34 protein-coding genes and 1 pseudogene are annotated in these 19,578 nt (G+C 42.1%); 1 reads left to right on the forward strand and 34 read right to left on the reverse strand.

The annotated features are described in order from the left end of the window. Positions 1 to 250 precede the first annotated feature (250 nt). The 3 genes from F887_RS02120 to F887_RS02110 form a co-directional block, all read right to left on the reverse strand. Complete coding sequence (locus F887_RS02120) at positions 251 to 457, reverse strand: hypothetical protein (RefSeq protein WP_005297125.1); 207 nt, start codon at positions 455 to 457, stop codon at positions 251 to 253. Positions 458 to 664: 207 nt separating this feature from the next. Then, positions 665 to 1,054: a hypothetical protein gene (locus F887_RS02115; RefSeq protein ID WP_005297129.1), complete on the reverse strand. Its 390-nt coding sequence runs from the start codon at positions 1,052 to 1,054 to the stop codon at positions 665 to 667. Next, a complete protein-coding gene (locus F887_RS02110) occupies positions 1,047 to 1,304 on the reverse strand; it encodes an FAD assembly factor SdhE (RefSeq protein ID WP_005297131.1) in 258 nt (85 codons plus the stop codon). The genes F887_RS02115 and F887_RS02110 overlap by 8 nt, the downstream gene beginning before the upstream one ends. 187 nt (positions 1,305 to 1,491) lie before the next feature. Between F887_RS02110 and F887_RS02105 the strand changes: the two genes are divergently transcribed. Beyond that, positions 1,492 to 2,664 (forward strand): acyl-CoA dehydrogenase family protein, encoded by a 1,173-nt coding sequence (locus tag F887_RS02105; protein ID WP_005297134.1) that lies wholly within the window; start codon positions 1,492 to 1,494, stop codon positions 2,662 to 2,664. A 51-nt stretch (positions 2,665 to 2,715) separates the two neighbouring features. On the opposite strand, the gene F887_RS02100 is transcribed toward F887_RS02105, so the two are convergent. The 31 genes and pseudogenes from F887_RS02100 to rpsJ form a co-directional block, all read right to left on the reverse strand. Continuing rightward, positions 2,716 to 3,216, reverse strand: coding sequence for a DUF2059 domain-containing protein (locus F887_RS02100; RefSeq protein ID WP_005297136.1), 501 nt, complete (start codon positions 3,214 to 3,216; stop codon positions 2,716 to 2,718). A 125-nt stretch (positions 3,217 to 3,341) separates the two neighbouring features. Next, entirely contained in the window at positions 3,342 to 4,832 is a 1,491-nt protein-coding gene (locus tag F887_RS02095) for a flavin-containing monooxygenase (protein WP_005297138.1), read from the reverse strand. 386 nt (positions 4,833 to 5,218) lie between these two features. Continuing rightward, a complete protein-coding gene (locus F887_RS02090) occupies positions 5,219 to 5,710 on the reverse strand; it encodes a GNAT family N-acetyltransferase (RefSeq protein WP_005297141.1) in 492 nt (163 codons plus the stop codon). Between the two features lie 154 nt (positions 5,711 to 5,864). After that, positions 5,865 to 6,230 (reverse strand): 50S ribosomal protein L17, encoded by a 366-nt coding sequence (gene rplQ / locus F887_RS02085; RefSeq protein WP_004641032.1) that lies wholly within the window; start codon positions 6,228 to 6,230, stop codon positions 5,865 to 5,867. Between the two features lie 18 nt (positions 6,231 to 6,248). Next, positions 6,249 to 7,256, reverse strand: a complete 1,008-nt coding sequence (locus F887_RS02080; RefSeq protein WP_004804125.1) for a DNA-directed RNA polymerase subunit alpha — start codon at positions 7,254 to 7,256, stop codon at positions 6,249 to 6,251. Between the two features lie 18 nt (positions 7,257 to 7,274). Further along, positions 7,275 to 7,901: a 30S ribosomal protein S4 gene (gene rpsD, locus F887_RS02075; protein ID WP_004657698.1), complete on the reverse strand. Its 627-nt coding sequence runs from the start codon at positions 7,899 to 7,901 to the stop codon at positions 7,275 to 7,277. A gap of 12 nt (positions 7,902 to 7,913) precedes the next feature. Continuing rightward, positions 7,914 to 8,300 carry a 30S ribosomal protein S11 gene (gene rpsK, locus F887_RS02070; protein ID WP_004281491.1) on the reverse strand — a complete coding sequence of 129 codons (387 nt, stop codon included), beginning with the start codon at positions 8,298 to 8,300 and terminating at the stop codon, positions 7,914 to 7,916. A gap of 19 nt (positions 8,301 to 8,319) precedes the next feature. Next, positions 8,320 to 8,676: a 30S ribosomal protein S13 gene (gene rpsM, locus F887_RS02065; protein ID WP_004657696.1), complete on the reverse strand. Its 357-nt coding sequence runs from the start codon at positions 8,674 to 8,676 to the stop codon at positions 8,320 to 8,322. Positions 8,677 to 8,783: 107 nt separating this feature from the next. After that, positions 8,784 to 8,900, reverse strand: coding sequence for a 50S ribosomal protein L36 (gene rpmJ, locus F887_RS02060; protein WP_000867907.1), 117 nt, complete (start codon positions 8,898 to 8,900; stop codon positions 8,784 to 8,786). Between the two features lie 21 nt (positions 8,901 to 8,921). After that, complete coding sequence (secY, locus tag F887_RS02055) at positions 8,922 to 10,241, reverse strand: preprotein translocase subunit SecY (protein ID WP_171067178.1); 1,320 nt, start codon at positions 10,239 to 10,241, stop codon at positions 8,922 to 8,924. 45 nt (positions 10,242 to 10,286) lie between these two features. Beyond that, positions 10,287 to 10,727 carry a 50S ribosomal protein L15 gene (gene rplO, locus F887_RS02050; RefSeq protein ID WP_005147117.1) on the reverse strand — a complete coding sequence of 147 codons (441 nt, stop codon included), beginning with the start codon at positions 10,725 to 10,727 and terminating at the stop codon, positions 10,287 to 10,289. A 3-nt stretch (positions 10,728 to 10,730) separates the two neighbouring features. After that, positions 10,731 to 10,907, reverse strand: coding sequence for a 50S ribosomal protein L30 (rpmD, locus tag F887_RS02045; protein ID WP_003653652.1), 177 nt, complete (start codon positions 10,905 to 10,907; stop codon positions 10,731 to 10,733). A 6-nt stretch (positions 10,908 to 10,913) separates the two neighbouring features. Beyond that, positions 10,914 to 11,411: a 30S ribosomal protein S5 gene (gene rpsE / locus F887_RS02040; RefSeq protein WP_004657688.1), complete on the reverse strand. Its 498-nt coding sequence runs from the start codon at positions 11,409 to 11,411 to the stop codon at positions 10,914 to 10,916. Positions 11,412 to 11,413: 2 nt separating this feature from the next. After that, on the reverse strand, positions 11,414 to 11,764 hold the full coding sequence (gene rplR / locus F887_RS02035) for a 50S ribosomal protein L18 (protein ID WP_005147119.1): 351 nt from the start codon (positions 11,762 to 11,764) through the stop codon (positions 11,414 to 11,416). 14 nt (positions 11,765 to 11,778) lie between these two features. Beyond that, complete coding sequence (gene rplF, locus F887_RS02030) at positions 11,779 to 12,312, reverse strand: 50S ribosomal protein L6 (RefSeq protein ID WP_004657685.1); 534 nt, start codon at positions 12,310 to 12,312, stop codon at positions 11,779 to 11,781. Positions 12,313 to 12,325: 13 nt separating this feature from the next. Then, positions 12,326 to 12,721 (reverse strand): 30S ribosomal protein S8, encoded by a 396-nt coding sequence (gene rpsH, locus F887_RS02025; RefSeq protein ID WP_005147121.1) that lies wholly within the window; start codon positions 12,719 to 12,721, stop codon positions 12,326 to 12,328. 11 nt (positions 12,722 to 12,732) lie between these two features. After that, complete coding sequence (gene rpsN, locus F887_RS02020; protein ID WP_005147122.1) at positions 12,733 to 13,038, reverse strand: 30S ribosomal protein S14; 306 nt, start codon at positions 13,036 to 13,038, stop codon at positions 12,733 to 12,735. Positions 13,039 to 13,047: 9 nt separating this feature from the next. Then, the gene (gene rplE, locus F887_RS02015) at positions 13,048 to 13,584 is read right to left on the reverse strand and encodes a 50S ribosomal protein L5 (RefSeq protein ID WP_004804116.1); all 537 of its coding nucleotides are present in this window, start codon (positions 13,582 to 13,584) and stop codon (positions 13,048 to 13,050) included. A 16-nt stretch (positions 13,585 to 13,600) separates the two neighbouring features. Then, complete coding sequence (rplX, locus tag F887_RS02010; RefSeq protein ID WP_005147125.1) at positions 13,601 to 13,918, reverse strand: 50S ribosomal protein L24; 318 nt, start codon at positions 13,916 to 13,918, stop codon at positions 13,601 to 13,603. A gap of 9 nt (positions 13,919 to 13,927) precedes the next feature. Then, positions 13,928 to 14,296, reverse strand: a complete 369-nt coding sequence (gene rplN, locus F887_RS02005) for a 50S ribosomal protein L14 (RefSeq protein ID WP_004657680.1) — start codon at positions 14,294 to 14,296, stop codon at positions 13,928 to 13,930. Positions 14,297 to 14,388: 92 nt separating this feature from the next. Then, positions 14,389 to 14,646 (reverse strand): 30S ribosomal protein S17, encoded by a 258-nt coding sequence (rpsQ, locus tag F887_RS02000; RefSeq protein ID WP_004641057.1) that lies wholly within the window; start codon positions 14,644 to 14,646, stop codon positions 14,389 to 14,391. Continuing rightward, positions 14,643 to 14,840, reverse strand: a complete 198-nt coding sequence (gene rpmC, locus F887_RS01995) for a 50S ribosomal protein L29 (RefSeq protein WP_000849927.1) — start codon at positions 14,838 to 14,840, stop codon at positions 14,643 to 14,645. Before rpmC ends, rpsQ begins: the two co-directional genes overlap by 4 nt. After that, positions 14,840 to 15,253, reverse strand: coding sequence for a 50S ribosomal protein L16 (gene rplP, locus F887_RS01990; protein WP_004657678.1), 414 nt, complete (start codon positions 15,251 to 15,253; stop codon positions 14,840 to 14,842). The genes rpmC and rplP overlap by 1 nt, the downstream gene beginning before the upstream one ends. After that, positions 15,193 to 16,009: pseudogene (gene rpsC, locus F887_RS01985) on the reverse strand (30S ribosomal protein S3). Before rpsC ends, rplP begins: the two are co-directional and overlap by 61 nt. 1 nt (position 16,010) lies before the next feature. Next, on the reverse strand, positions 16,011 to 16,340 hold the full coding sequence (gene rplV, locus F887_RS01980) for a 50S ribosomal protein L22 (RefSeq protein WP_005147130.1): 330 nt from the start codon (positions 16,338 to 16,340) through the stop codon (positions 16,011 to 16,013). A gap of 11 nt (positions 16,341 to 16,351) precedes the next feature. Then, positions 16,352 to 16,627, reverse strand: coding sequence for a 30S ribosomal protein S19 (gene rpsS / locus F887_RS01975; RefSeq protein WP_004775885.1), 276 nt, complete (start codon positions 16,625 to 16,627; stop codon positions 16,352 to 16,354). Between the two features lie 13 nt (positions 16,628 to 16,640). Further along, positions 16,641 to 17,465 (reverse strand): 50S ribosomal protein L2, encoded by an 825-nt coding sequence (rplB, locus tag F887_RS01970; RefSeq protein ID WP_004804114.1) that lies wholly within the window; start codon positions 17,463 to 17,465, stop codon positions 16,641 to 16,643. Positions 17,466 to 17,476: 11 nt separating this feature from the next. Beyond that, positions 17,477 to 17,797 carry a 50S ribosomal protein L23 gene (gene rplW / locus F887_RS01965; protein WP_004641070.1) on the reverse strand — a complete coding sequence of 107 codons (321 nt, stop codon included), beginning with the start codon at positions 17,795 to 17,797 and terminating at the stop codon, positions 17,477 to 17,479. Continuing rightward, positions 17,794 to 18,396 (reverse strand): 50S ribosomal protein L4, encoded by a 603-nt coding sequence (gene rplD / locus F887_RS01960; RefSeq protein ID WP_004804113.1) that lies wholly within the window; start codon positions 18,394 to 18,396, stop codon positions 17,794 to 17,796. The genes rplW and rplD overlap by 4 nt, the downstream gene beginning before the upstream one ends. An 11-nt stretch (positions 18,397 to 18,407) precedes the next feature. Further along, complete coding sequence (gene rplC, locus F887_RS01955) at positions 18,408 to 19,046, reverse strand: 50S ribosomal protein L3 (protein WP_004775888.1); 639 nt, start codon at positions 19,044 to 19,046, stop codon at positions 18,408 to 18,410. 59 nt (positions 19,047 to 19,105) lie between these two features. Then, positions 19,106 to 19,417 carry a 30S ribosomal protein S10 gene (rpsJ, locus tag F887_RS01950; protein WP_000070912.1) on the reverse strand — a complete coding sequence of 104 codons (312 nt, stop codon included), beginning with the start codon at positions 19,415 to 19,417 and terminating at the stop codon, positions 19,106 to 19,108. Positions 19,418 to 19,578: the final 161 nt, after the last annotated feature.

The raw sequence follows: 19,578 nt of genomic DNA on the forward strand, positions 1-19,578 counted from the left end.
ATTCACAAATGAAAGAATTGACAGATACGCAGCAATACAGAAATTTCAGGCAAAAAAAAGTAGCATTGCGACGGTTCAGCACATGCTACTTATTAACTGGTAAAATCGTGAAACTCTTTATATTTTAGTTTTGTTGAAAATAATCCTTGAGTAATGTTCCAGCTCTTCCTACTACAATCGCCATAACGATCGCAATTACCAGAAACATCCACATTGAAATCTCCATAGAGACCTCCTACACTTTTCGTATCTACTTTTGATAGATACTAGATTGGCGTTCATCATCGATATTCACGGGAGAGTGATATATTGATGACACTTTCAATCTCTTTCTCTTGGTCACTACAACTTGAGGTTGGCGTGATTCAAGAAATTCCCTGAGTAAAGTTCCTGCTCTTCCTATTACAATCGCAAAAATGATTGCGACCACCAGAAACGACCATGTTGGAATTTCCATTTTGGACCTCCACCATACTTTACGTTGGTGTTTGTACTTTAACGAAAATAACTCAGCGTTGATTGCCAGATTGTCTGACAATCATAATTTTCACGATTTTTTAGAGTATTTAATCTAACAATTTAAACAAAATAAAGCTTAATTTTAATCAAACTATTGAAATTTATATTTTTATTAATTTTATACAGTTGTAGAATTGTCAAACAATTATGTCAGTTTTGCGCGTAATTTTAGCTTTTTCCACTGCAAATGTGATAATTGATCCCACCAAATTACGCAAGGTGGTTGCTTAGGATGAGCAAAGTACAGCGTGATATAAGCGTGATGATCTAATATTTTGACAATTTGTCTGCGCTGGATCAGCAAGGCTGGAGCAGAAAATTCAAATGAACACTCTTGATGATCCAAGTATTCAAAACGTTTAATTTGAGGTCGTTTCAGAAATAAGACCCACGCAACTGCCATCATGCAGATGCACAGCAGCCAAATCCATAATGCAAGCAAGACATAGCTTAAACTCAGAATGGCAATGAAAATCATGAGTTGCAATACAATCGCAAAACGACTGCGCTGCAACTCAAAAACACCATTAGCCATGGACATAGTGTTTTAATTTTAAAATAAAATCTTTTAATTCTGCACGAGGCGGTTCTCCAACCTCCATAAACCAATCCAATAAATCTGGATCTTCCTGATCAACCAACTCCGCAAATAATGCCTTTTCAGCGATATCTGCTATCAGGTAGTGGTTTTTAACATAAGGATCAAAATACACATCGATTTCTTTTAAACCGCGACGTGCACGATATACAACCTTACGCTCTTCCAGTGTCATTTCATCAGACATTATTGGCTCCGCAATGCAACAATTTCCCCATAGTGTACCCGATCTCCCCGATGAAGTTCTTAGAGATTTTTCCCAAGTGACCAAATACATCAATCAAATTGAGCATTGATCACATTGTTCAATATTTTCGATTTCTTGTATGGTGATATCGATGATTTAAATCCAACACACTAGGGAAAAATAACAAATGCAATCAGGTGCTATTCGTCCAATTCCAAACATGCTCCCACGCAAACTGTTTACTTCAGACCATGAAGCGTTCCGCGAAACGGTCCGTAAATTTTATGAGAAAGAAGTTGTTCCCAATATTGAAAAATATGAAACACAACAACATGTAGATCGTGATTTATGGAATAAGGCAGGGGCGCTTGGTCTGCTCTGTACCACCATGCCAGAACAATACGGTGGTTCGGGTGTAGATCGTCTTTACAGTATGATTCTCATTGAAGAGCAAGCCTATGCCATGGATTCCAGCACGGGTTTTTCTTTGCATTCTGACATCGTTGCCAACTATATCAATAACTTCGGCAATGAAGAGCAAAAGCAGCACTGGTTACCGAAGATGGCAACAGGTGAAGCAGTTACAGCAATTGCGATGACTGAACCAGGTACAGGTTCAGACTTACAAGCAGTTCGCACAACAGCGGTATTGGATGGCGATGAATATGTAATTAATGGTTCTAAAATATTTATCACCAATGGCTACCTTTGCGACATGGCGATTGTCGTCTGTAAAACCGGAAACAATGAAAAGGGTTCAGCAAACTTATCCCTACTGATTGTAGAAGCAGATCGCGCAGGTTTCAGCAAAGGTAAACCACTGAATAAAATTGGGATGAAAGGCCAAGATACCTGTGAACTGTTCTTTGATAATGTCCGTGTTCCTAAAGAAAACTTATTAGGTATGGAAGGCATGGGCTTTATCATGTTAATGAAAGAGCTTGCTTGGGAACGTATGCTGGTCGCGATTATCTGCCAAGCAGGTGCTGAAGCAGCTTTCGCACATACCGTGCAATACACCAAAGACCGTAAAGCATTTGGTAAAGCAATTTCAACTTTCCAGAACACTCGCTTTAAATTGGCAGAATTACGCACAGAAATTGATTTCTGCCGTACCTATTTAGATCGCTGTATGGAACTACAGCTTGAAGAAAACTTAGGGGTGGATGCTGCGGCAGCTGCAAAATACAAAATTTCAGATATGTTCTCAAAAGTCGTCGATGAGTGCTTACAGCTGCATGGTGGCTATGGCTATATGTTGGAATATCCAATTGCACGTGCTTATATCGACAACCGTGCTAACCGTATCTATGCAGGTACCAATGAAATCATGAAAGAACTGATTTCCCGTACCCTCTAAATATCAATAGAGAAAAGGGATCGTACTTCTATGCACGATCCCTTTTTTTATTTATTTCGATTCAGCTTTTTCAGCAGTTTGCACTGGCGGTGGATTCATCCTTGTCATCAGTTGCTTCACTTTAGGGTTGTCAATATATTGTTGCATGGTGGTATTCAGCGCAGTACGCGCATTTTGTGTCGTGAAATGCGCCACTTCACTACCTACATCACTGGCCTTCTTTGCCCATGCCTTTCCTTCTACAGATTGATAGAAAGTCAAAGCGGCCTGTAACTCTTTCTGACTAAAACTTTCTACATAACGTTGCACAATAAACTGCTTACGCTGTTCACTATTCAGATTTTTACTCAAATCGGTATAAAAGCTTTCGGGTAGATCCTTCGGCAAACGCATACGGATTTGCTCTAAAATCATTTTATCGGTGTTTTGCAAACCCTGTTCCGTGCCATCCACCGAGACCAATTTTTGTGCAATGGTTTCCTTTTGTTTTATATCATCGGCAAAAGCCACGCTACTCGATAAGAGTATCCCCATAATGATGAGTTTTTTCATCAAACTATCCCTAATCTGAATTTTCTAATTTGCTCAATATACGCGATATTTGCATGATTAAAACCCTCTTTAAAATAAAAAACCCTATGCATTGGCATAGGGTTTTAAGATATTCAGTTCAGTAATTATGATACAAGCTTAGGTTTACGATCAGCTTGATCACCACGTTTGTGGAACTGTAAAACTTCATCGCTAAATTTAGCATCTTTCAAGTCTTTACGATCTGCAAGATAGTTATTGGTGATTTTCCACGGTGCTTTTTTACCTTGTTTTGGCATCACATCTGCTGCACGTGCAATATAACCAGAAGACATTTTGCCCATGATCGTATCTTGCTCACGCAATGCTGGATCAGCATGTGCAATCACTTCGTCATAACCATTTTTGTCCATATGATTCAGCAAACGACAGATATAATCCGCTGCAATATCAACTTTCAATGTCCAAGATGCATTGATATAGCCAATGATCATTGCCATATTTGGTACATCACTTACCATCACACCCTGATAGAGCATGTGTTGAGAGGTATCCATTGGCTTGCCATCAATTGTGCCTTTTACGCCACCCAAGATTTGGATTTCCAAACCTGTTGCTGAAATCACAATATCAGCTTCAAGGTGTTTACCAGACTTCAACTGGATACCATTTGCCGTGAACTTCTCAATTTGATCCGTTTCAACATTGGCACGACCTTCACGCAACGCCTTAAACAAATCACCATCTGGTACGACACATAAACGTTGATCCCAAGGGTTGTAGCTCGGTGTAAAGTGTTTCATATCCACTTTACCTTTTAACTGCAACTCAATGCCTTTCAACAATAAACGACGTACTGTTTTTGGATATTTTTGCGCTAAGGCATAAATACCGCGCTGCATCCCAATGTTACGTGCACGAGTAAATTTATAAGCTGTTTCCTCAGACATAAATTTACGCGTTTTTTCATAAATAAAGTCAATCGAAGGAATCGTCGCAATATAAGAAGGCGAGCGTTGTAACATGGTCACATGTCCTGCTCCACCTTTCACCATTGAAGGAACAAGGGTAATTGCGGTTGCACCACTACCAATAATAACGACTTTCTTACCTGTGTAATCTAGGTTTTCAGGCCAGTGTTGTGGGTGGATCAATTGGCCTTTGAAATCTTCTTGTTTCGGGAATTTCGGTGCATAACCTTGATCATAGTTGTAGTAACCCGTACAACCCATCACAAAGTTTGCTGACCAAGTTTGTTTTTTCTTATTGCTGTCTTCAATTTCGACAGCCCATTTTTTCTTTGCAGAATCGTAGTTTGCAGACAATACACGATGACCGAAGTGAATTTTCTCTTTTAACTGATTTTCACTGATGACATCGCTTAAATAACCTTTAATCTCAGCACCACTTGCCAATACTTTATCTTTTGCCCATGGTTTAAAATTAAAACCAAACGTTGACATATCTGAGTCAGAGCGAATACCAGGGTAACGGAATAAATCCCATGTTCCGCCAAAACTATCACGACGCTCTAAGATTTCAAATTTGCGTTGTGGGCAATTCTTTGAGAGATGTACAGCTAACCCAATCCCAGAGATACCTGCACCAATAATTAATACATCAACTTGCTTTTCCATTTTTTTTATACCCTGTATAAACCATGACTTTATTAAAGCACAAATTTGACAATACGCAATGTCAAGTTTGGTCATTCATCGGTTTTTTCATATCACTTCGGGACATTTTTAGAAAAAAGAGCGCTAAAAAATCCTGAGATTTTCACTTGGATTTGTTTTTCAAAAAGCGTAGCAGAACAATAAAATTATATACGCACACGAAATACTTAGAGCGCTATTCTGTTTAAGATTAGATGAGGAACAGTATTTAAGAAAATAAATCTATTACTTGAAAAACATTCCCTTAAATAGCCTCAGGGAATGACCTGTATAAGAAGCGCTATAGAAATAGATGCTTGCACAGATCATAAGTCTGCTATCAAACAAAATGTACAAATGTGTTTAGATTAAAAAAGTTTCATCAAAAGCTCATCCGTATATTCTGCGTTGTTTTTTAATGCTTTGGACTCTACCCCATAGGTTTGGAAGCCAAACTTTTTATAAAGCTTAATTGCTGGCTGATTATCATCAGCGACAATAAGTAAAATTTGTTCTAGATGGTCTTTGCTGTGTTCAATAACAGTCATGAGCAATCTATTGGCTATGCCTCGTCTTTGAAATTCAGGCTCAATAAATACGCTGGATAAATGAGCCTTATGAGAAAGCTTTATGCCAAGTTCTCGCGTTAAAGTCGCTAAACCGATGATTTTGTCTTTGTGATAAACCCCGAAGATCGTTGAACTTGATAAGCAATTTTCAAAAAAATTTAAAGGTTTCACTACTTCTATACTGTAAGTAGAACCAAACATTTCAGGGGCTTTTGCTAATGCTGAAAGTCTGATGGTTCTAAAATCATTCAGCTCGTTCATACCTAGAATTTTAATCTCAATATTTAACATATTTGTCTATTTGAATTTTTATAGCCATGCGACCTAATTTAGCAGAATACTTGATTAAAATTATGCTCAAAATTAATTAAAAATGAAGAATAAAAAAGGCCGGTTATTACACCGGCCTTTTTTGGAACAACTGACTATTCTACACGTAGAAGTATTATTTTACTTCACGGTCAACGAGTTCAACGTAAGCCATCGGTGCAGCATCACCTGCACGGAAGCCCGCTTTAAGAACACGAAGATAACCGCCGTTACGTTCTTTGTAACGAGGGCCAAGAACGGTAAATAATTTACCAACAGTTGCTGCAGAACGAGTACGAGCAAACGCTAAACGACGGTTTGCTACTGTATCGTTTTTAGCTAAAGTGATTAAAGGCTCAGCAACGCGGCGAAGTTCTTTCGCTTTAGGTAGAGTTGTTTTAATTAACTCGTGCTCAACTAAAGCATTTGTTAAATTTTGGAACAACGCCTTACGGTGGCTGCTGGTACGGCCTAATTTCACACCACTATTACGATGACGCATGGTGATAGTCCTACTTAATTAACGGCTACGATAGGCAAAACGGTCATCCATACGGAGACTAGCTGGTGGCCAGTTCTCTAAACGCATGCCGAGTTGTAAACCTTTCGATGCCAAAACATCTTTGATCTCTGTTAACGATTTTTTACCTAAGTTAGGAGTTTTTAACAACTCAACTTCAGTACGTTGAACAAGATCACCAATGTAGTAAATATTTTCTGCCTTCAAACAGTTAGCAGAACGAACAGTTAGCTCGAGATCATCTACTGGACGAAGCAAGATTGGGTCAACTTCTTCGCGAGGTTCTTGAGCAACAGGAGTTTGATCTTTCTGAAGATCAACAAAAATTGCAATTTGTTGTTGCAAGATTGTTGCCGCTTTGCGGATTGCTTCTTCTGGATCAACAGTTCCGTTAGTCTCAAGATCAATCACTAACTTATCAAGATCGGTACGTTGTTCAACACGAGCATTTTCTACTGTGTATGAAACACGTTTGATTGGGCTATAAGATGCATCTAACTGTAAACGACCTACAGGACGTGTTTCACCTTCAGGGAAACGTGAGTCAGATGTTTCATAACCACGACCTTGAGAAACTTTAAGGCGCATTTTTAATGAACCTGTAGAACTCAAAGTACCGATTAAATGATCAGGGTTAACCACTTCAACATTGTGAGGTAAACGAAGGTCAGCTGCAGTTACGTCACCTGCCCCTTGTTTCTCTAATGTCAAATATGCTTCGTTTTGATCGAACAGCTTAATAGACAATCCTTTTAGGTTCAGCAAGAGCTCGACGATGTCCTGCTGCAAGCCTTCTAAAGTACTGTACTCGTGCTCGACACCTTCTATTTCTACTTCAACCACAGCGGCGCCAGGTAAAGAAGACAATAGAATGCGACGTAAAGCATTACCTAGAGTATGACCAAAGCCACGCTCTAAAGGTTCCAGAATCACTTTTGCCGAGGTCCCGCTCACCGCTTCGACCTTGATCGCTTGCGGAGTTAGAAACTCGTTTGCAGTACGCGTCATTTATTGCTACCTCAAGGATTATTTAGAATACAATTCTACAATCAAGCTTTCGTTGATTTCAGCAGGTAAATCAGAACGATCTGGTGCAGCTTTAAACGTACCTTCTAACTTAGAATGGTCAATTTCCATCCAAGCAGGGATACCACGTTGAGCAGCTAATTCAATTGCGTTTTTAATACGTAATTGTTGTTTAGCGCCTTCGTGTACTGCAATTACATCACCAGCTTTAACTTGGATAGATGCAATGTTAACACGACGACCGTTCAAAGTGATGCTACGGTGAGATACTAACTGACGAGCTTCTGCACGTGTAGAACCAAAACCCATGCGATAAACAACGTTATCAAGACGGCTTTCAAGCAATTTCAACAAGTTTTCACCTGTTGCGCCTTTCACACGAGCAGCTTCTTTGTAGTAGTTACTAAATTGACGCTCTAACACACCGTACATACGACGTACTTTTTGTTTTTCACGTAATTGTAGTGAGTACTCAGATTGTTTGCTACCACGAGCTCCGCCGTGTTGGCCAGGAGCTTTAGCATGTTTTTTAGTCTTAACGTCAAACGGTTTAACGCCAGATTTTAATTGCAGGTCTGTCCCTTCGCGGCGAGAGAGTTTGCATTTTGGACCAATATAACGAGCCATGAATGTTTCTCCTTACACGCGACGTTTTTTAGGTGGACGGCAACCGTTGTGCGGAATTGGAGTCACATCGGTAATGCTGTTAATTTTATAACCCACTGCACCTAATGCACGAACCGCAGATTCACGACCAGGACCAGGACCTTTTACAAGGACGTCCAAGTTTTTCAAACCGTAATCTAAAGCAGCTTTACCAGCAACTTCAGCAGCTACCTGAGCAGCAAACGGTGTTGATTTACGTGATCCACGGAAGCCTTGTCCACCTGAGGTAGCCCAAGCCAATGCATTACCTTGACGATCGGTAATCGTAACAATGGTGTTATTAAAAGAAGCGTGAATGTGTGCGACACCTTCAGAGACGGTACGAGTGACCTTCTTGCGTGCGCGAGTATCTTTAGCCATCTTTTAGCTTCCAGAAATCTTATTTCTTAATCGGTTTGCGCGGACCTTTACGGGTACGTGCGTTAGTTTTGGTGCGTTGTCCACGGACAGGCAAGCTGCGACGATGACGAAGACCGCGGTAGCAGCCTAAATCCATTAAACGTTTAATGTTCATGGAAATTTCGCGACGTAAATCACCTTCGGTCGGAACCTTAGCAACTTCTGCACGAATCGCATCAAGCTGAGCATCATCTAATTCACGGATTTTTGTAGTTTCAGTAATACCTACAGCAGCCAAGATGTTCTTAGCAGTGTGGCGACCTACACCAAAAATATACGTGAGAGAGATAACAGCATGCTTGTTATCCGGAATGTTTACACCGGCAATACGAGCCATTCAATTTTCTCCAAAAAGGCAGTCAAGATAATCAACCGCCCCACAAAAATCTTGAGGGGCGGATAATAACCTAATTAGCCTACTGAAATCAACAGGTCTTAATTAAATTAACCTTGACGCTGCTTATGACGAGGTTCTGCGCTACAAATTACGCGAATAACCCCATTACGACGGATAACTTTACAGCTACCACAAATTTTCTTTACAGAAGCTTGTACTTTCATGATGAAACCTTCTAAGTGCGCTTATCCCTTAGGATGAGCAGTCGTTTTTCTCATTAACGTTTGATTATCATACTGATGCGACGTAAGGTGCGCTTGGAGTTGCGCCATAAAGTCCATTACGACTACCACTACAATCAGTAACGATGTCCCACCCAAATGGAATGGAATACCGAACGAACTTTGTAGAACCATAGGCATTAAACATACTACGGTAATGTAGATTGCACCAATGAAGGTCAAACGGTTAAGAATATGATCTAAATAACGAGCCGTTTGCTCACCTGGGCGGATGCCAGGTACATATGCTCCGCTACGCTTTAAATTCTCTGATACTTCTTTCGGGCTAAAAACTAGCGCGGTATAGAAATAACAGAAGAAGATAATTAACGCACCGAAAAGCATTAAATACAACGGCTGTCCAGGCGATAACACCAATGCCAGATCTTGTAGGCTACGCTTCACAATCCCTGCATTTGGATCAGCACTTCCTAACCATTGTCCCAAGCTCGCTGGAAATAATAACAATGAGCTTGCAAAAATCGCTGGAATTACACCTGCCATGTTAATTTTTAACGGCAAATGTGTTTGCTGTGCAGTAAACACACGACGCCCTTGCTGTTTTTGTGCGTAGTTTACAGGAATACGACGTTGTGCTTTTTCAATAAACACAATCGCTGCTAAGACTGCCAACGATAATAAACCGAAAACAACCAAACCGATTAAACTACCCTGACCATTTTGTACAGACGTTAACGACTGAATCACGAGATTTGGTAAACCTGCCACAATACCCGCAAAAATGATCATTGAGATACCATTACCAACACCACGTTCGGTAATTTGCTCGCCCAACCACATCAAGAACATTGTTCCTGCAACTAACGAAGTTAATGCTGGAACATAAAATGCCAAGCCTGACGTTAAGGTAATACCTTGACTAATCAAGCCAGCACACATCCCTATACCCTGCACAAGTGCAAGAAATAAGGTGCCATAACGCGTATATTGATTGATCTTACGTTTGCCTTGCTCGCCTTCTTTTTTCAAAGCTTCCAGCGAAGGAATTACGGTAGACATCAACTGCACGATAATCGATGCAGAAATGTACGGCATAATTCCTAACGCTAGAATCGACATGCGTTCTAATGCACCGCCAGAGAACATGTTAAATAAACCTAAGAAGGTACCTTCATTAGCTTTAAAAAACTGTGCTAGCGCTACATTATCAATCCCCGGCAACGGAATATGCGCTCCTAGTCGAAAGACCAACAACGCGCCAATCAAAAACATTAATCGACGAATAATTTCACGGTATTTCACATGAAATGGTTGGCCTTTCATCATGTTTACATGACCTGAAGAACTAGGAGTCATAGACACTCGAGATTACTCCTCGACTTTACCGCCAGCAGCTTCAACAGCAGCTTTAGCGCCTTTAGTCAACACAACACCTTGAATAGTGAATGCGCGAGTGATTTCACCAGAAAGAACGATGCGAGCACGAATTTGGTCACGACGAACAACATTCGCAGCTTTCAAAGTTTCTAGGCTAACAACATCACCTTCAACTTTATTCAACTCAGACAAACGTACTTCAGCAGTTTTTAAAGCGATTTGACTAGTGAAGCCGAATTTAGGCAAACGACGATATAACGCTGTTTGACCGCCTTCAAAGCCTGGACGAGTACCACCACTTTTACGTGAGTTTTGACCTTTGACACCGCGGCCACCAGTCTTACCAACGCCAGAACCGATACCACGGCCTAGACGACGATTTTCACGTTTTGCACCTTCTGCAGGCGCAAGTTCATTCAAACGCAGAGTCATGGCTTATTCCTCTACACTAACCATATAGTAAACTTTGTTGACCATACCGCGGTTAGAAGGCGTATCTTGCACTTCTACAGTATGACCAATACGACGCAGACCTAAACCTTGAAGGCAAAGTTTATGATTTTTTAAACGATGCGAAGAAGATTTAGTCTGGGTAACTTTAATCGTTTTCATGATTGATTACCCTTGAATTTGTTCTACTGAAAGACCACGTTTCGCAGCGACTTTCTCAGGAGAAGTCATATCACGCAAACCTTTGAAAGTTGCGTTTACTACGTTAGCAGCATTTGTAGAACCATAACATTTAGCAAGTACGTTATGTACACCTGCAGCTTCAAGAACAGCACGCATAGCGCCACCAGCAATTACGCCAGTACCTTCTGAAGCAGGTTGCATGTATACACGGCTTGCGCCATGACGAGCATTCACAGGGTGTTGTAAAGTAGTACCCGCGAGGTCTACAGTGATCATGTTACGACGAGCAGCTTCAAGTGCTTTAGAAATAGCAGCTGGAACTTCACGTGCTTTACCACGACCAAAACCTACACGACCGTTACCATCACCCACAACAGTTAATGCTGTGAAAGAGAAGATACGACCACCTTTAACAACCTTGGCTACACGATCAACGGCAACCAGCTTTTCAACGAGACCTTCGTTTTGTTCAACTTTCGCCATGATTAGAACTCCAAGCCGCCTTCACGAGCAGCATCAGCCAAGGCTTTGATACGACCATGATATTTAAAACCAGAACGGTCAAATGCAACTTTAGTAACACCAGCTGCCTTAGCACGTTCTGCGATCAAAGCACCAACTTTCGTAGCTGCGTCTACATTACCTGTAGAGCCACTACGCAAAGATGCATCTAAAGTTGAAGCTTGCGCTAAAACTTTGCCACCATCTGCTGAAATAACTTGCGCATAGATGTGACGCGGAGTGCGGTTTACACACAAACGAGTCGCACCCAATGCACGAATGTGCAAGCGTGTGCTTTTCGCACGACGCAAACGGGTTTGTTTCTTTTCGTTCATAAGAACCTCGCGCCTTATTTCTTCTTAGCTTCTTTACGAAGAATAACTTCATCCGAATAACGAACACCTTTACCTTTATATGGTTCAGGAGCACGGTATGCACGGATTTCCGCTGCCACTTGACCTAACAACTGCTTGTTTGCTGATTTCAAAATGATTTCAGTAGCAGTTGGAGTTTCCGCTGTTACACCTTCAGGTAAAGCGTAGTCAATCGGGTGTGAGTAACCAAGGTTAAGGTTTACAGAAGTACCCTTAACCGCAGCTTTATAACCAACACCAACAAGCTGTAACTTACGTTCGAAGCCTTCGCTAACACCTTTTACAAGGTTGTTCAATACAGCGCGAGCAGTACCAGCTTGCATCCAAGCGTCTTTCGACTCTTTAGCTGGAGCAAGTTGAAGTTTACCTTCTTCCTGTTTTAGCTCGACCAGCGCATGCAGGTTGAAAGACAATGTACCTTTGCTGCCTTTCACTTCGACCTGCCGGCCGTTCTGAGTAACTGTTACACCATTCGGTACAGTTACTGGGGCTTTAGCCACACGAGACATGAGGAATCACCTATTAAGAAACAAAAGCAATAACTTCACCACCAACGCCCGCAGCACGTGCAGCGCGATCAGTCATGATGCCTTTGCTTGTAGAAACAATTGCAATACCCAAACCTTGCTTAACGCTAGGAATTTTATCTTTACCGCGATATTGGCGTAGACCTGGACGGCTTACACGCTTAACGGTTTCGATAACAGGCTTGCCTTCGAAATATTTTAATGTAATGGTCAAAGTAGATTTTGTCTCTTCAGAAGCAACTTCTACATTTGAAACATAACCTTCTTGTTGAAGAACGTTTGCAATAGCAACTTTCAACTTAGAAGAAGGCATAGAAACAGTTTGTTTCTTAGCCATTTGTGCGTTACGAACACGTGTTAACATGTCGGCAACGGTATCTTGCATACTCATTTAGTCGCTCCTTACCAGCTTGCCTTAACAACGCCTGGTACATCACCCTGCATTACTGTGTCACGTAATTTGTTACGGCTTAAACCGAACTTACGGAAGTAACCATGAGGACGACCAGTTAAACCACAACGGTTACGAAGACGTACTGGAGATGCGTTACGTGGCAATGCCTGTAACTTTAATGTCGCTGCGAAACGTTCTTCGTCACTTGCATTTACGTTTGCAATCGTTGCTTTTAATTCAGCACGTTTTGCAGCGTATTTAGCAACTGTCTTTTCGCGTTTCAATTCGCGATTAATCATACCTTTCTTAGCCATATCGACCTCTTATTTGAACGGGAAGCCGAATGCACGCATAAGCGCACGGCCTTCGTCATCGCTACGAGCAGTGGTCGTAATCGTGATGTCTAAACCACGGATACGATCAATCTTGTCAAAATCGATTTCAGGGAAAACGATTTGCTCTTTTAAACCCATAGAGTAGTTACCACGACCATCAAATGATTTCGAAGAGAAACCACGGAAGTCACGGATACGAGGGATTGCGATTGAGATCAAACGATCCAAGAATTCGTACATTTGGTCGCCGCGTAAAGTAACTTTACAACCGATCGGCCAACCATCACGGATTTTAAAACCAGCGATTGATTTACGAGCAAGAGTCACAACTGGCTTTTGACCAGCAATGAGTTGCATATCAGCAACAGCGCCATCTAATAATTTCTTATCAGTTGCAGCTGCGCCTACACCCATGTTCAGAGTGATTTTTGTGATGCGAGGAATATCCATCACATTCTTAACGCTAAGTTCTTCTTGTAACTTCGCTTTAAGTTCGTCGTTGTAACGTGCTTTAAGTCTGGCCATTGCCTTTTTCAACCTATTACTTCGCTACCGCCACTGATTCACCATTTGATTTATAAACACGAGTTTTCGCGCCATCAATCACTTGGTAACCAATACGGTCAGCCTTTTGGGTTGTAGCATTAAAAATTGCCACGTTTGAGATATGAAGCGTAGCCTCTTGAGTAACGATACCGCCTTCAGCGCCAGTTACACGATTTGGCTTTTGGTGCTTCTTCACCAAGTTAAGACCTTCGACCTTAACTCGTTCTTCAGAAACAGACAAAACAACACCTTGTTTGCCTTTTTCTTTACCTGCGATCACAATTACTTGATCGCCTTTTTTAATCTTAGCCATGATTGCCTCTTATAGAACTTCAGGAGCCAATGAAATGATTTTCATGAACTGTTCAGTACGAAGTTCACGAGTCACTGGTCCGAAGATACGAGTCGCAATCGGAGCTTTGTTGTTGTTCAAAATAACAGCAGCGTTATCGTCGAAACGAATAACTGAACCGTCTGGACGACGGATGCCGAATTTTGTACGAACAACTACAGCATTCATCACGTCACCTTTTTTAACACGTGCGCGTGGAATTGCTTCTTTTACAGTAACTTTAATAATATCGCCAACTGAAGCATAACGACGGTGTGAACCACCAAGTACTTTAATACATTGTACGCGGCGTGCACCACTGTTGTCTGCTACGTCGAGCATACTTTCGGTTTGAATCATTGCCCTACTCCAAAACCGAGCATCACCGGTCACAATTTCGAAAGGCTCAAAGAGTACTCGAAATTGTCCGATGATGCAACAAGAACGTCTAATTACTCAGCAGCAGCTTCAACTACTTCCACTAAAGTCCAAGCTTTAGTTTTAGAAATTGGGCGGCTTTCTTTGATGGTTACCAAGTCGCCAGTTTTAGCAACATTGTTCTCATCATGAGCGTGTAATTTAGTTGAACGGCGGATTGATTTGCCATACAACGGGTGTTGAACGCGGCGTTCAATAAGCACAACAATAGACTTGTCCATTTTGTCGCTTACGACTTTGCCAGTTAACGTGCGGACTGTTTTTTCACTCATTGTCCGTTCCCCTGTTTTTCGGTAAGGAGTGTCTTAATACGAGCAATTGTCTTACGAGCAATTTGCACTTCATGCGATTTGCCTAATTGACCAGTTGCTTTCGCCATACGAAGACGGAATTGGTTAAGCTGTTGCTCATCAAGCAAAGCTTTCAACTCTTCTACCGACTTTTCACGTAGATCTTTAGTTTTCATTACATCACCGTCCGAGTCACGATAGTGGTTTTAAACGGAAGTTTAGCAGCAGCTAAAGCAAAAGCTTCGCGCGCCAACTCATCGCTAACACCTTCAATTTCGTACAGGATCTTACCTGGCTGGATCTGACACACCCAGTATTCCACGCTACCCTTACCTTTACCCATACGTACTTCTAATGGTTTTTCGGTAATTGGTTTGTCTGGGAATACGCGGATGAAGATTTTACCACCACGTTTGATACGACGGCTAATGGTACGACGTGCAGCTTCAATCTGACGCGCAGTCATACGACCACGTTCAGTTGCTTTAATTGCAATCGAACCAAATGATACTGTACTACCACGATGCGCTAGACCAGTGTTACGGCCTTTGTGCACTTTACGGAATTTGGTACGTTTAGGTTGCAACATGGATTATTCTCCCTTGTCAGCAGCACGGTCACCGCGACGACCACGACGCTCTTGACCTTCACCACGACCACGACCGCGTTTAGCTGGACGATCTTCAGCAGGAGCAGGGTTCATGACTTGTTTCATGCCACCTAAAATCTCACCACGGAAAATCCAAACTTTAACACCAATCGTACCGTATGTTGTTTCTGCACGCATAGTAGCATAGTCGATGTCTGCACGAAGTGTATGCAAAGGTACACGACCTTCACGATACCATTCAGTACGAGCAATCTCTGCACCACCTAAACGGCCAGAAACTTCAACTTTGATACCTTTAGCGCCAGCACGCATTGTGTTTTGAACCGCACGCTTCATAGCACGACGGAACATAACACGCTTTTCCAATTGAGAAGCAATTGCTTCAGCAACTAGACGTGCGTCCAAGTCAGGGCGATCAATTTCATTGATGCTAACTTGAGCTGGAACACCCATAATAGTGGTGAGTTCGCGCTGTAATTTCTCGATGTCTTCGCCTTTCTTACCGATAACGATACCAGGACGAGCAGTGCTAATAGTTACTTTAGCAGCGCCTGTAGGACGTTCGATAAGAATATTGCTGATCATCGCGCTCTTAAGTTTTTTAATTAAAAACTCACGAACTTGAAGATCTTTAAGCAAGTATTCAGCGTATTGTTTCGGACTCGCATACCAGTTAGCGTTATGACGTTTCACAACACCTAGGCGGATACCGATTGGATGAACCTTCTGACCCATATCAAACCCCTACCTTAACGGTGATGTGACAAGTACGCTTAGTAATACGATCTGCACGGCCTTTAGCACGTGGCATGATACGTTTAAGGCTAGTGCCTTCATCAACGTAAATCGTAGTTACTTTAAGGTCATCAACATCTAAGCTGTTGTTGTGTTCAGCATTTGCGATTGCAGATTCTAATGCTTTTTTAACGAGCACAGCTGCTTTCTTGTTACTGAAGTTTAAAATATCTATCGCACGCGCAATCGACTTACCACGGATCAAATCAGCAACTAAACGTGCTTTTTGTGCCGAGATAGCGGCACCGCGTAATTTAGCAGTTACTTCCATCATAGCACCTATTAACGTTTAGACTTCTTATCAACACCGTGACCACGATAGGTACGAGTTGGCGCGAATTCACCCAATTTATGACCAACCATGTGTTCAGTAACAATTACTGGAACGTGGTTACGGCCATTGTGAACAGAAATTGTTAAACCAACAAAGTCTGGAAGGATCATTGAACGACGTGACCAAGTTTTGATCGGCTTACGGTTGTTAGCAGCTACAGCAGCTTCAACCTTAGCGAACAAATGCGCGTCGACGAATGGACCTTTTTTTAATGAACGAGGCATTATTCAGATTCCCTTACTTGACGCGACGGTCGCGAATAATCATCTTAGTCGTACGCTTATTGGTACGTGTCTTGTACCCTTTAGCTTTTTGACCCCATGGACTTACAGGTTGAATACCTTTACTACGTCCTTCACCACCACCGTGTGGGTGGTCTACTGGGTTCATCGCCATACCACGAACGGTAGGACGAATACCACGCCAGCGCGCAGCACCAGCTTTACCCAATGAACGAAGGTTGCTTTCTTGGTTAGAAACTTCACCAATTACAGCACGACATTCAACATGGACTTTACGCATTTCACCAGAACGTAAACGAACGATAGCGTAAGAACCATCACGACCCAACAACTGAACCGAAGTACCAGCAGAACGTGCTAATTGAGCACCTTTACCGATTTTAAGTTCAAGGTTATGAAGGGTAGAACCGATTGGCATGTTACGAAGTGGTAAACAGTTACCTGGACGAATTGGAGCATCGTTACCAGATTGAACTTTATCACCAGCACGTAGGCCTTTAGGCGCAATGATGTAACGACGTTCACCGTCAGCATATTTCAATAAAGCAATATGAGCTGTACGGTTAGGATCGTATTCGATACGCTCTACAGTCGCAGGAATACTATCTTTGTTACGTTTAAAGTCAACAATACGGTAGTTTTGCTTATGACCACCACCCACGTGACGTGTAGTGATGTGACCATTGTTATTACGACCACCAGTACGTTTTTTAGCTTCTACCAACGGTGCATAAGGAGCGCCTTTGTGAAGATGGTCATGAACCACTTTCTCTACAAAGCGACGTCCTGGAGACGTTGGCTTACATTTTTGAATTGGCATAATTCTCGTCCTTATTCCGCTGCGTTTTCAGCGGTATCGCCCAAGTCAGCCATTTCTACATCTTGGCCAGCTTTCAGGGTGACGTATGCTTTTTTCACATCAGAACGACGTCCTAATGTTTTACCAAAGCGTTTTGTTTTACCTTTAGTGATCGTTGTATTGATTTTTACAACTTCAACACCAAAGAGCTGCTCAACTGCTTTCTTGATTTCAAGTTTGTTTGCATTTAATGCAACTTTGAACACTTGAACACCAGCAGTGTCACCTAAAACTTGTGCTTTTTCTGAGAATACTGGTCCTAATAGGACTTGATAGATACGTTCGTTGTTCATCCGAGTTCTACCTCAATTTTCTTAGCAGCAGCTACAGACATTACAACTTTATCAAATGCGATCAAGCTAACAGGATCAATAGCAGTAGCATCAACCACATCAACGTGTGGAAGGTTGCGAGCTGCGAGATACAAGTTCTCATCTACAGCATCTGTAATGATCAATGCGCGAGTTGCATTCAAGTCTGTAAGTTTTGCAAGCAAGTCTTTAGTTTTTGGAGCTGCAACAGCAAACTCTTCAACTAATACAAGACGATCTTGGCGAACAAGTTCAGCTAAGATACATTGCATTGCACCGCGGTACATCTTACGGTTTACTTTTTGAGACCAATCTTGTGGGCGAGCAGCAAAAGTTTTACCACCACCAACCCAGATAGGGCTACGAATAGAACCCGCACGAGCGCGACCAGTACCTTTTTGACGGAATGGCTTTTTACCACCGCCAGAAACATCTGCACGTGATTTGTGAGCACGAGTACCTTGACGACCACCAGCTAAGTAAGCTGTAACAACTTGGTGTACAAGAGCTTCGTTAAATTCACGTCCGAAAGCAACTTCAGACAATTCAACAGCAGAGCCGGAAACAGTTTTTAAATTCACAGTATTTCCCCTCAGGCCTTGATGGTAGGACGTACAACAACGTCACCGCCAGTTGAACCAGGAATAGCACCCTTAACAACTAAAACAGAACGTTCAGCGTCAATAGATACAATTTCAAGACCTTGAACTGTTACGCGTTCGTCACCTAAGTGACCAGCCATTTTCTTGCCTTTGAACACGCGACCAGGAGTCTGGTTTTGACCTGTAGAACCTAATACACGGTGAGATACAGAGTTACCATGAGTAGCATCTTGCGTACGGAAATTCCAACGCTTAACACCACCTTGGAAACCTTTACCTTTTGACTGACCAGTTACGTCAACAATTTGACCAACTGTGAACAGATCAACACCGATAGAAGCACCCACTTCACGGCCTTCAAGCTCAGCTTCAGTAACACGGAACTCTTTAACTAAACGACCAGCAGCAACACCAGCTTTCGCGAAGTGACCTTTCTGAGCGTTAGTTACGCGCGATTCGCGACGTTCACCAGTAGTTACTTGAATTGCTTGATAACCATCAGTTTCAAGTGTTTTGATTTGCGTAATGCGGTTTGGATCGACTTCGATAACTGTAACAGGTACAGATACACCAGCATCCGTAAAGACGCGAGTCATACCACATTTGCGACCGACTAAACCAATAGCCATGTGCATAAACCTCTAAAAAAGCGGCCTAATTAACTTATAAAGCTAATCAACCGAAAGCCTTAACCCAAAGCGATCTGAACATCAACACCAGCAGCAAGATCTAACTTCATCAATGCATCAACAGTTTTATCTGTTGGTTGAACGATGTCGATCAAACGCTTATAAGTGCGGATTTCGTACTGATCACGAGCGTCTTTGTTGACGTGTGGTGAAGTAAGAACGTTGAAGCGTTCGATGCGAGTAGGCATCGGAATTGGACCACACACTTGTGCGCCAGTACGCTTAGCGGTTTCTACGATCTCTTGAGCAGATTGATCAATCAGACGATGATCAAAAGACTTCAAACGGATACGAATTCTCTGGTTAGACATACCAGTAAACTCCAAGCCAAATATATAAAGAATCACCCATGACGCACCTCACCATTGTGGTAAGTGTCAAGGGCAGTGAAAATCACTAAGGTCATGATCGATGCCACGACTGTAATGCGTTAACTACTTTCTTCGTAGTAAACGCCCTCCATTTGAGGGTC

The sequence above is a fragment of the Acinetobacter sp. NIPH 2100 genome (assembly GCF_000369805.1).
Classification (GTDB): Bacteria; Pseudomonadota; Gammaproteobacteria; order Pseudomonadales; family Moraxellaceae; genus Acinetobacter.

Excerpts from the sequence above, each read along its gene's own strand:
- F887_RS02090 (WP_005297141.1), bottom strand. The coding sequence starts at position 5,710 with ATGTTAAATATTGAGATTAAAATTCTAGGTATGAACGAGCTGAATGAT.
- rpsM (WP_004657696.1), bottom strand. The coding sequence starts at position 8,676 with ATGGCTCGTATTGCCGGTGTAAACATTCCGGATAACAAGCATGCTGTT.
- rplW (WP_004641070.1), bottom strand. The coding sequence starts at position 17,797 with ATGAACAACGAACGTATCTATCAAGTCCTATTAGGACCAGTATTCTCA.
- rplV (WP_005147130.1), bottom strand. The coding sequence starts at position 16,340 with ATGGAAGTAACTGCTAAATTACGCGGTGCCGCTATCTCGGCACAAAAA.
- rpmD (WP_003653652.1), bottom strand. The coding sequence starts at position 10,907 with ATGAAAACGATTAAAGTTACCCAGACTAAATCTTCTTCGCATCGTTTA.
- F887_RS02115 (WP_005297129.1), bottom strand. The coding sequence starts at position 1,054 with ATGGCTAATGGTGTTTTTGAGTTGCAGCGCAGTCGTTTTGCGATTGTA.
- rplO (WP_005147117.1), bottom strand. The coding sequence starts at position 10,727 with ATGACTCTGCGTTTGAATGAACTTGCGCCTGCAGAAGGTGCAAAACGT.
- rplQ (WP_004641032.1), bottom strand. The coding sequence starts at position 6,230 with ATGCGTCATCGTAATAGTGGTGTGAAATTAGGCCGTACCAGCAGCCAC.
- rpsJ (WP_000070912.1), bottom strand. The coding sequence starts at position 19,417 with ATGTCTAACCAGAGAATTCGTATCCGTTTGAAGTCTTTTGATCATCGT.
- rplX (WP_005147125.1), bottom strand. The coding sequence starts at position 13,918 with ATGGCTAAGATTAAAAAAGGCGATCAAGTAATTGTGATCGCAGGTAAA.
- rpsQ (WP_004641057.1), bottom strand. The coding sequence starts at position 14,646 with ATGAGTGAAAAAACAGTCCGCACGTTAACTGGCAAAGTCGTAAGCGAC.
- F887_RS02100 (WP_005297136.1), bottom strand. The coding sequence starts at position 3,216 with ATGAAAAAACTCATCATTATGGGGATACTCTTATCGAGTAGCGTGGCT.
- F887_RS02120 (WP_005297125.1), bottom strand. The coding sequence starts at position 457 with ATGGAAATTCCAACATGGTCGTTTCTGGTGGTCGCAATCATTTTTGCG.
- rpsD (WP_004657698.1), bottom strand. The coding sequence starts at position 7,901 with ATGGCTCGTTATATTGGTCCAAAATGCAAACTCTCTCGCCGCGAAGGG.
- secY (WP_171067178.1), bottom strand. The coding sequence starts at position 10,241 with ATGAAAGGCCAACCATTTCATGTGAAATACCGTGAAATTATTCGTCGA.
- rplC (WP_004775888.1), bottom strand. The coding sequence starts at position 19,046 with ATGGCTATTGGTTTAGTCGGTCGCAAATGTGGTATGACTCGCGTCTTT.
- rpsK (WP_004281491.1), bottom strand. The coding sequence starts at position 8,300 with ATGGCTAAAGATACTCGCGCACGCAAGAAGGTCACTCGTACCGTCTCT.
- rplF (WP_004657685.1), bottom strand. The coding sequence starts at position 12,312 with ATGTCTCGTGTGGCTAAAGCCCCAGTAACTGTACCGAATGGTGTAACA.
- rplN (WP_004657680.1), bottom strand. The coding sequence starts at position 14,296 with ATGATTCAAACCGAAAGTATGCTCGACGTAGCAGACAACAGTGGTGCA.
- F887_RS02105 (WP_005297134.1), top strand. The coding sequence starts at position 1,492 with ATGCAATCAGGTGCTATTCGTCCAATTCCAAACATGCTCCCACGCAAA.
- F887_RS02110 (WP_005297131.1), bottom strand. The coding sequence starts at position 1,304 with ATGTCTGATGAAATGACACTGGAAGAGCGTAAGGTTGTATATCGTGCA.
- F887_RS02095 (WP_005297138.1), bottom strand. The coding sequence starts at position 4,832 with ATGGAAAAGCAAGTTGATGTATTAATTATTGGTGCAGGTATCTCTGGG.
- rpsE (WP_004657688.1), bottom strand. The coding sequence starts at position 11,411 with ATGGCGAAAGTTGAACAAAACGAAGGTCTCGTTGAAAAGCTGGTTGCC.
- rplP (WP_004657678.1), bottom strand. The coding sequence starts at position 15,253 with ATGTTGCAACCTAAACGTACCAAATTCCGTAAAGTGCACAAAGGCCGT.
- rpsH (WP_005147121.1), bottom strand. The coding sequence starts at position 12,721 with ATGAGTATGCAAGATACCGTTGCCGACATGTTAACACGTGTTCGTAAC.
- rplE (WP_004804116.1), bottom strand. The coding sequence starts at position 13,584 with ATGGCCAGACTTAAAGCACGTTACAACGACGAACTTAAAGCGAAGTTA.
- rpsS (WP_004775885.1), bottom strand. The coding sequence starts at position 16,627 with ATGCCTCGTTCATTAAAAAAAGGTCCATTCGTCGACGCGCATTTGTTC.
- rplB (WP_004804114.1), bottom strand. The coding sequence starts at position 17,465 with ATGCCAATTCAAAAATGTAAGCCAACGTCTCCAGGACGTCGCTTTGTA.
- rplR (WP_005147119.1), bottom strand. The coding sequence starts at position 11,764 with ATGAACGAAAAGAAACAAACCCGTTTGCGTCGTGCGAAAAGCACACGC.
- rpsN (WP_005147122.1), bottom strand. The coding sequence starts at position 13,038 with ATGGCTAAGAAAGGTATGATTAATCGCGAATTGAAACGCGAAAAGACA.
- rpmJ (WP_000867907.1), bottom strand. The coding sequence starts at position 8,900 with ATGAAAGTACAAGCTTCTGTAAAGAAAATTTGTGGTAGCTGTAAAGTT.
- F887_RS02080 (WP_004804125.1), bottom strand. The coding sequence starts at position 7,256 with ATGACGCGTACTGCAAACGAGTTTCTAACTCCGCAAGCGATCAAGGTC.
- rpmC (WP_000849927.1), bottom strand. The coding sequence starts at position 14,840 with ATGAAAACTAAAGATCTACGTGAAAAGTCGGTAGAAGAGTTGAAAGCT.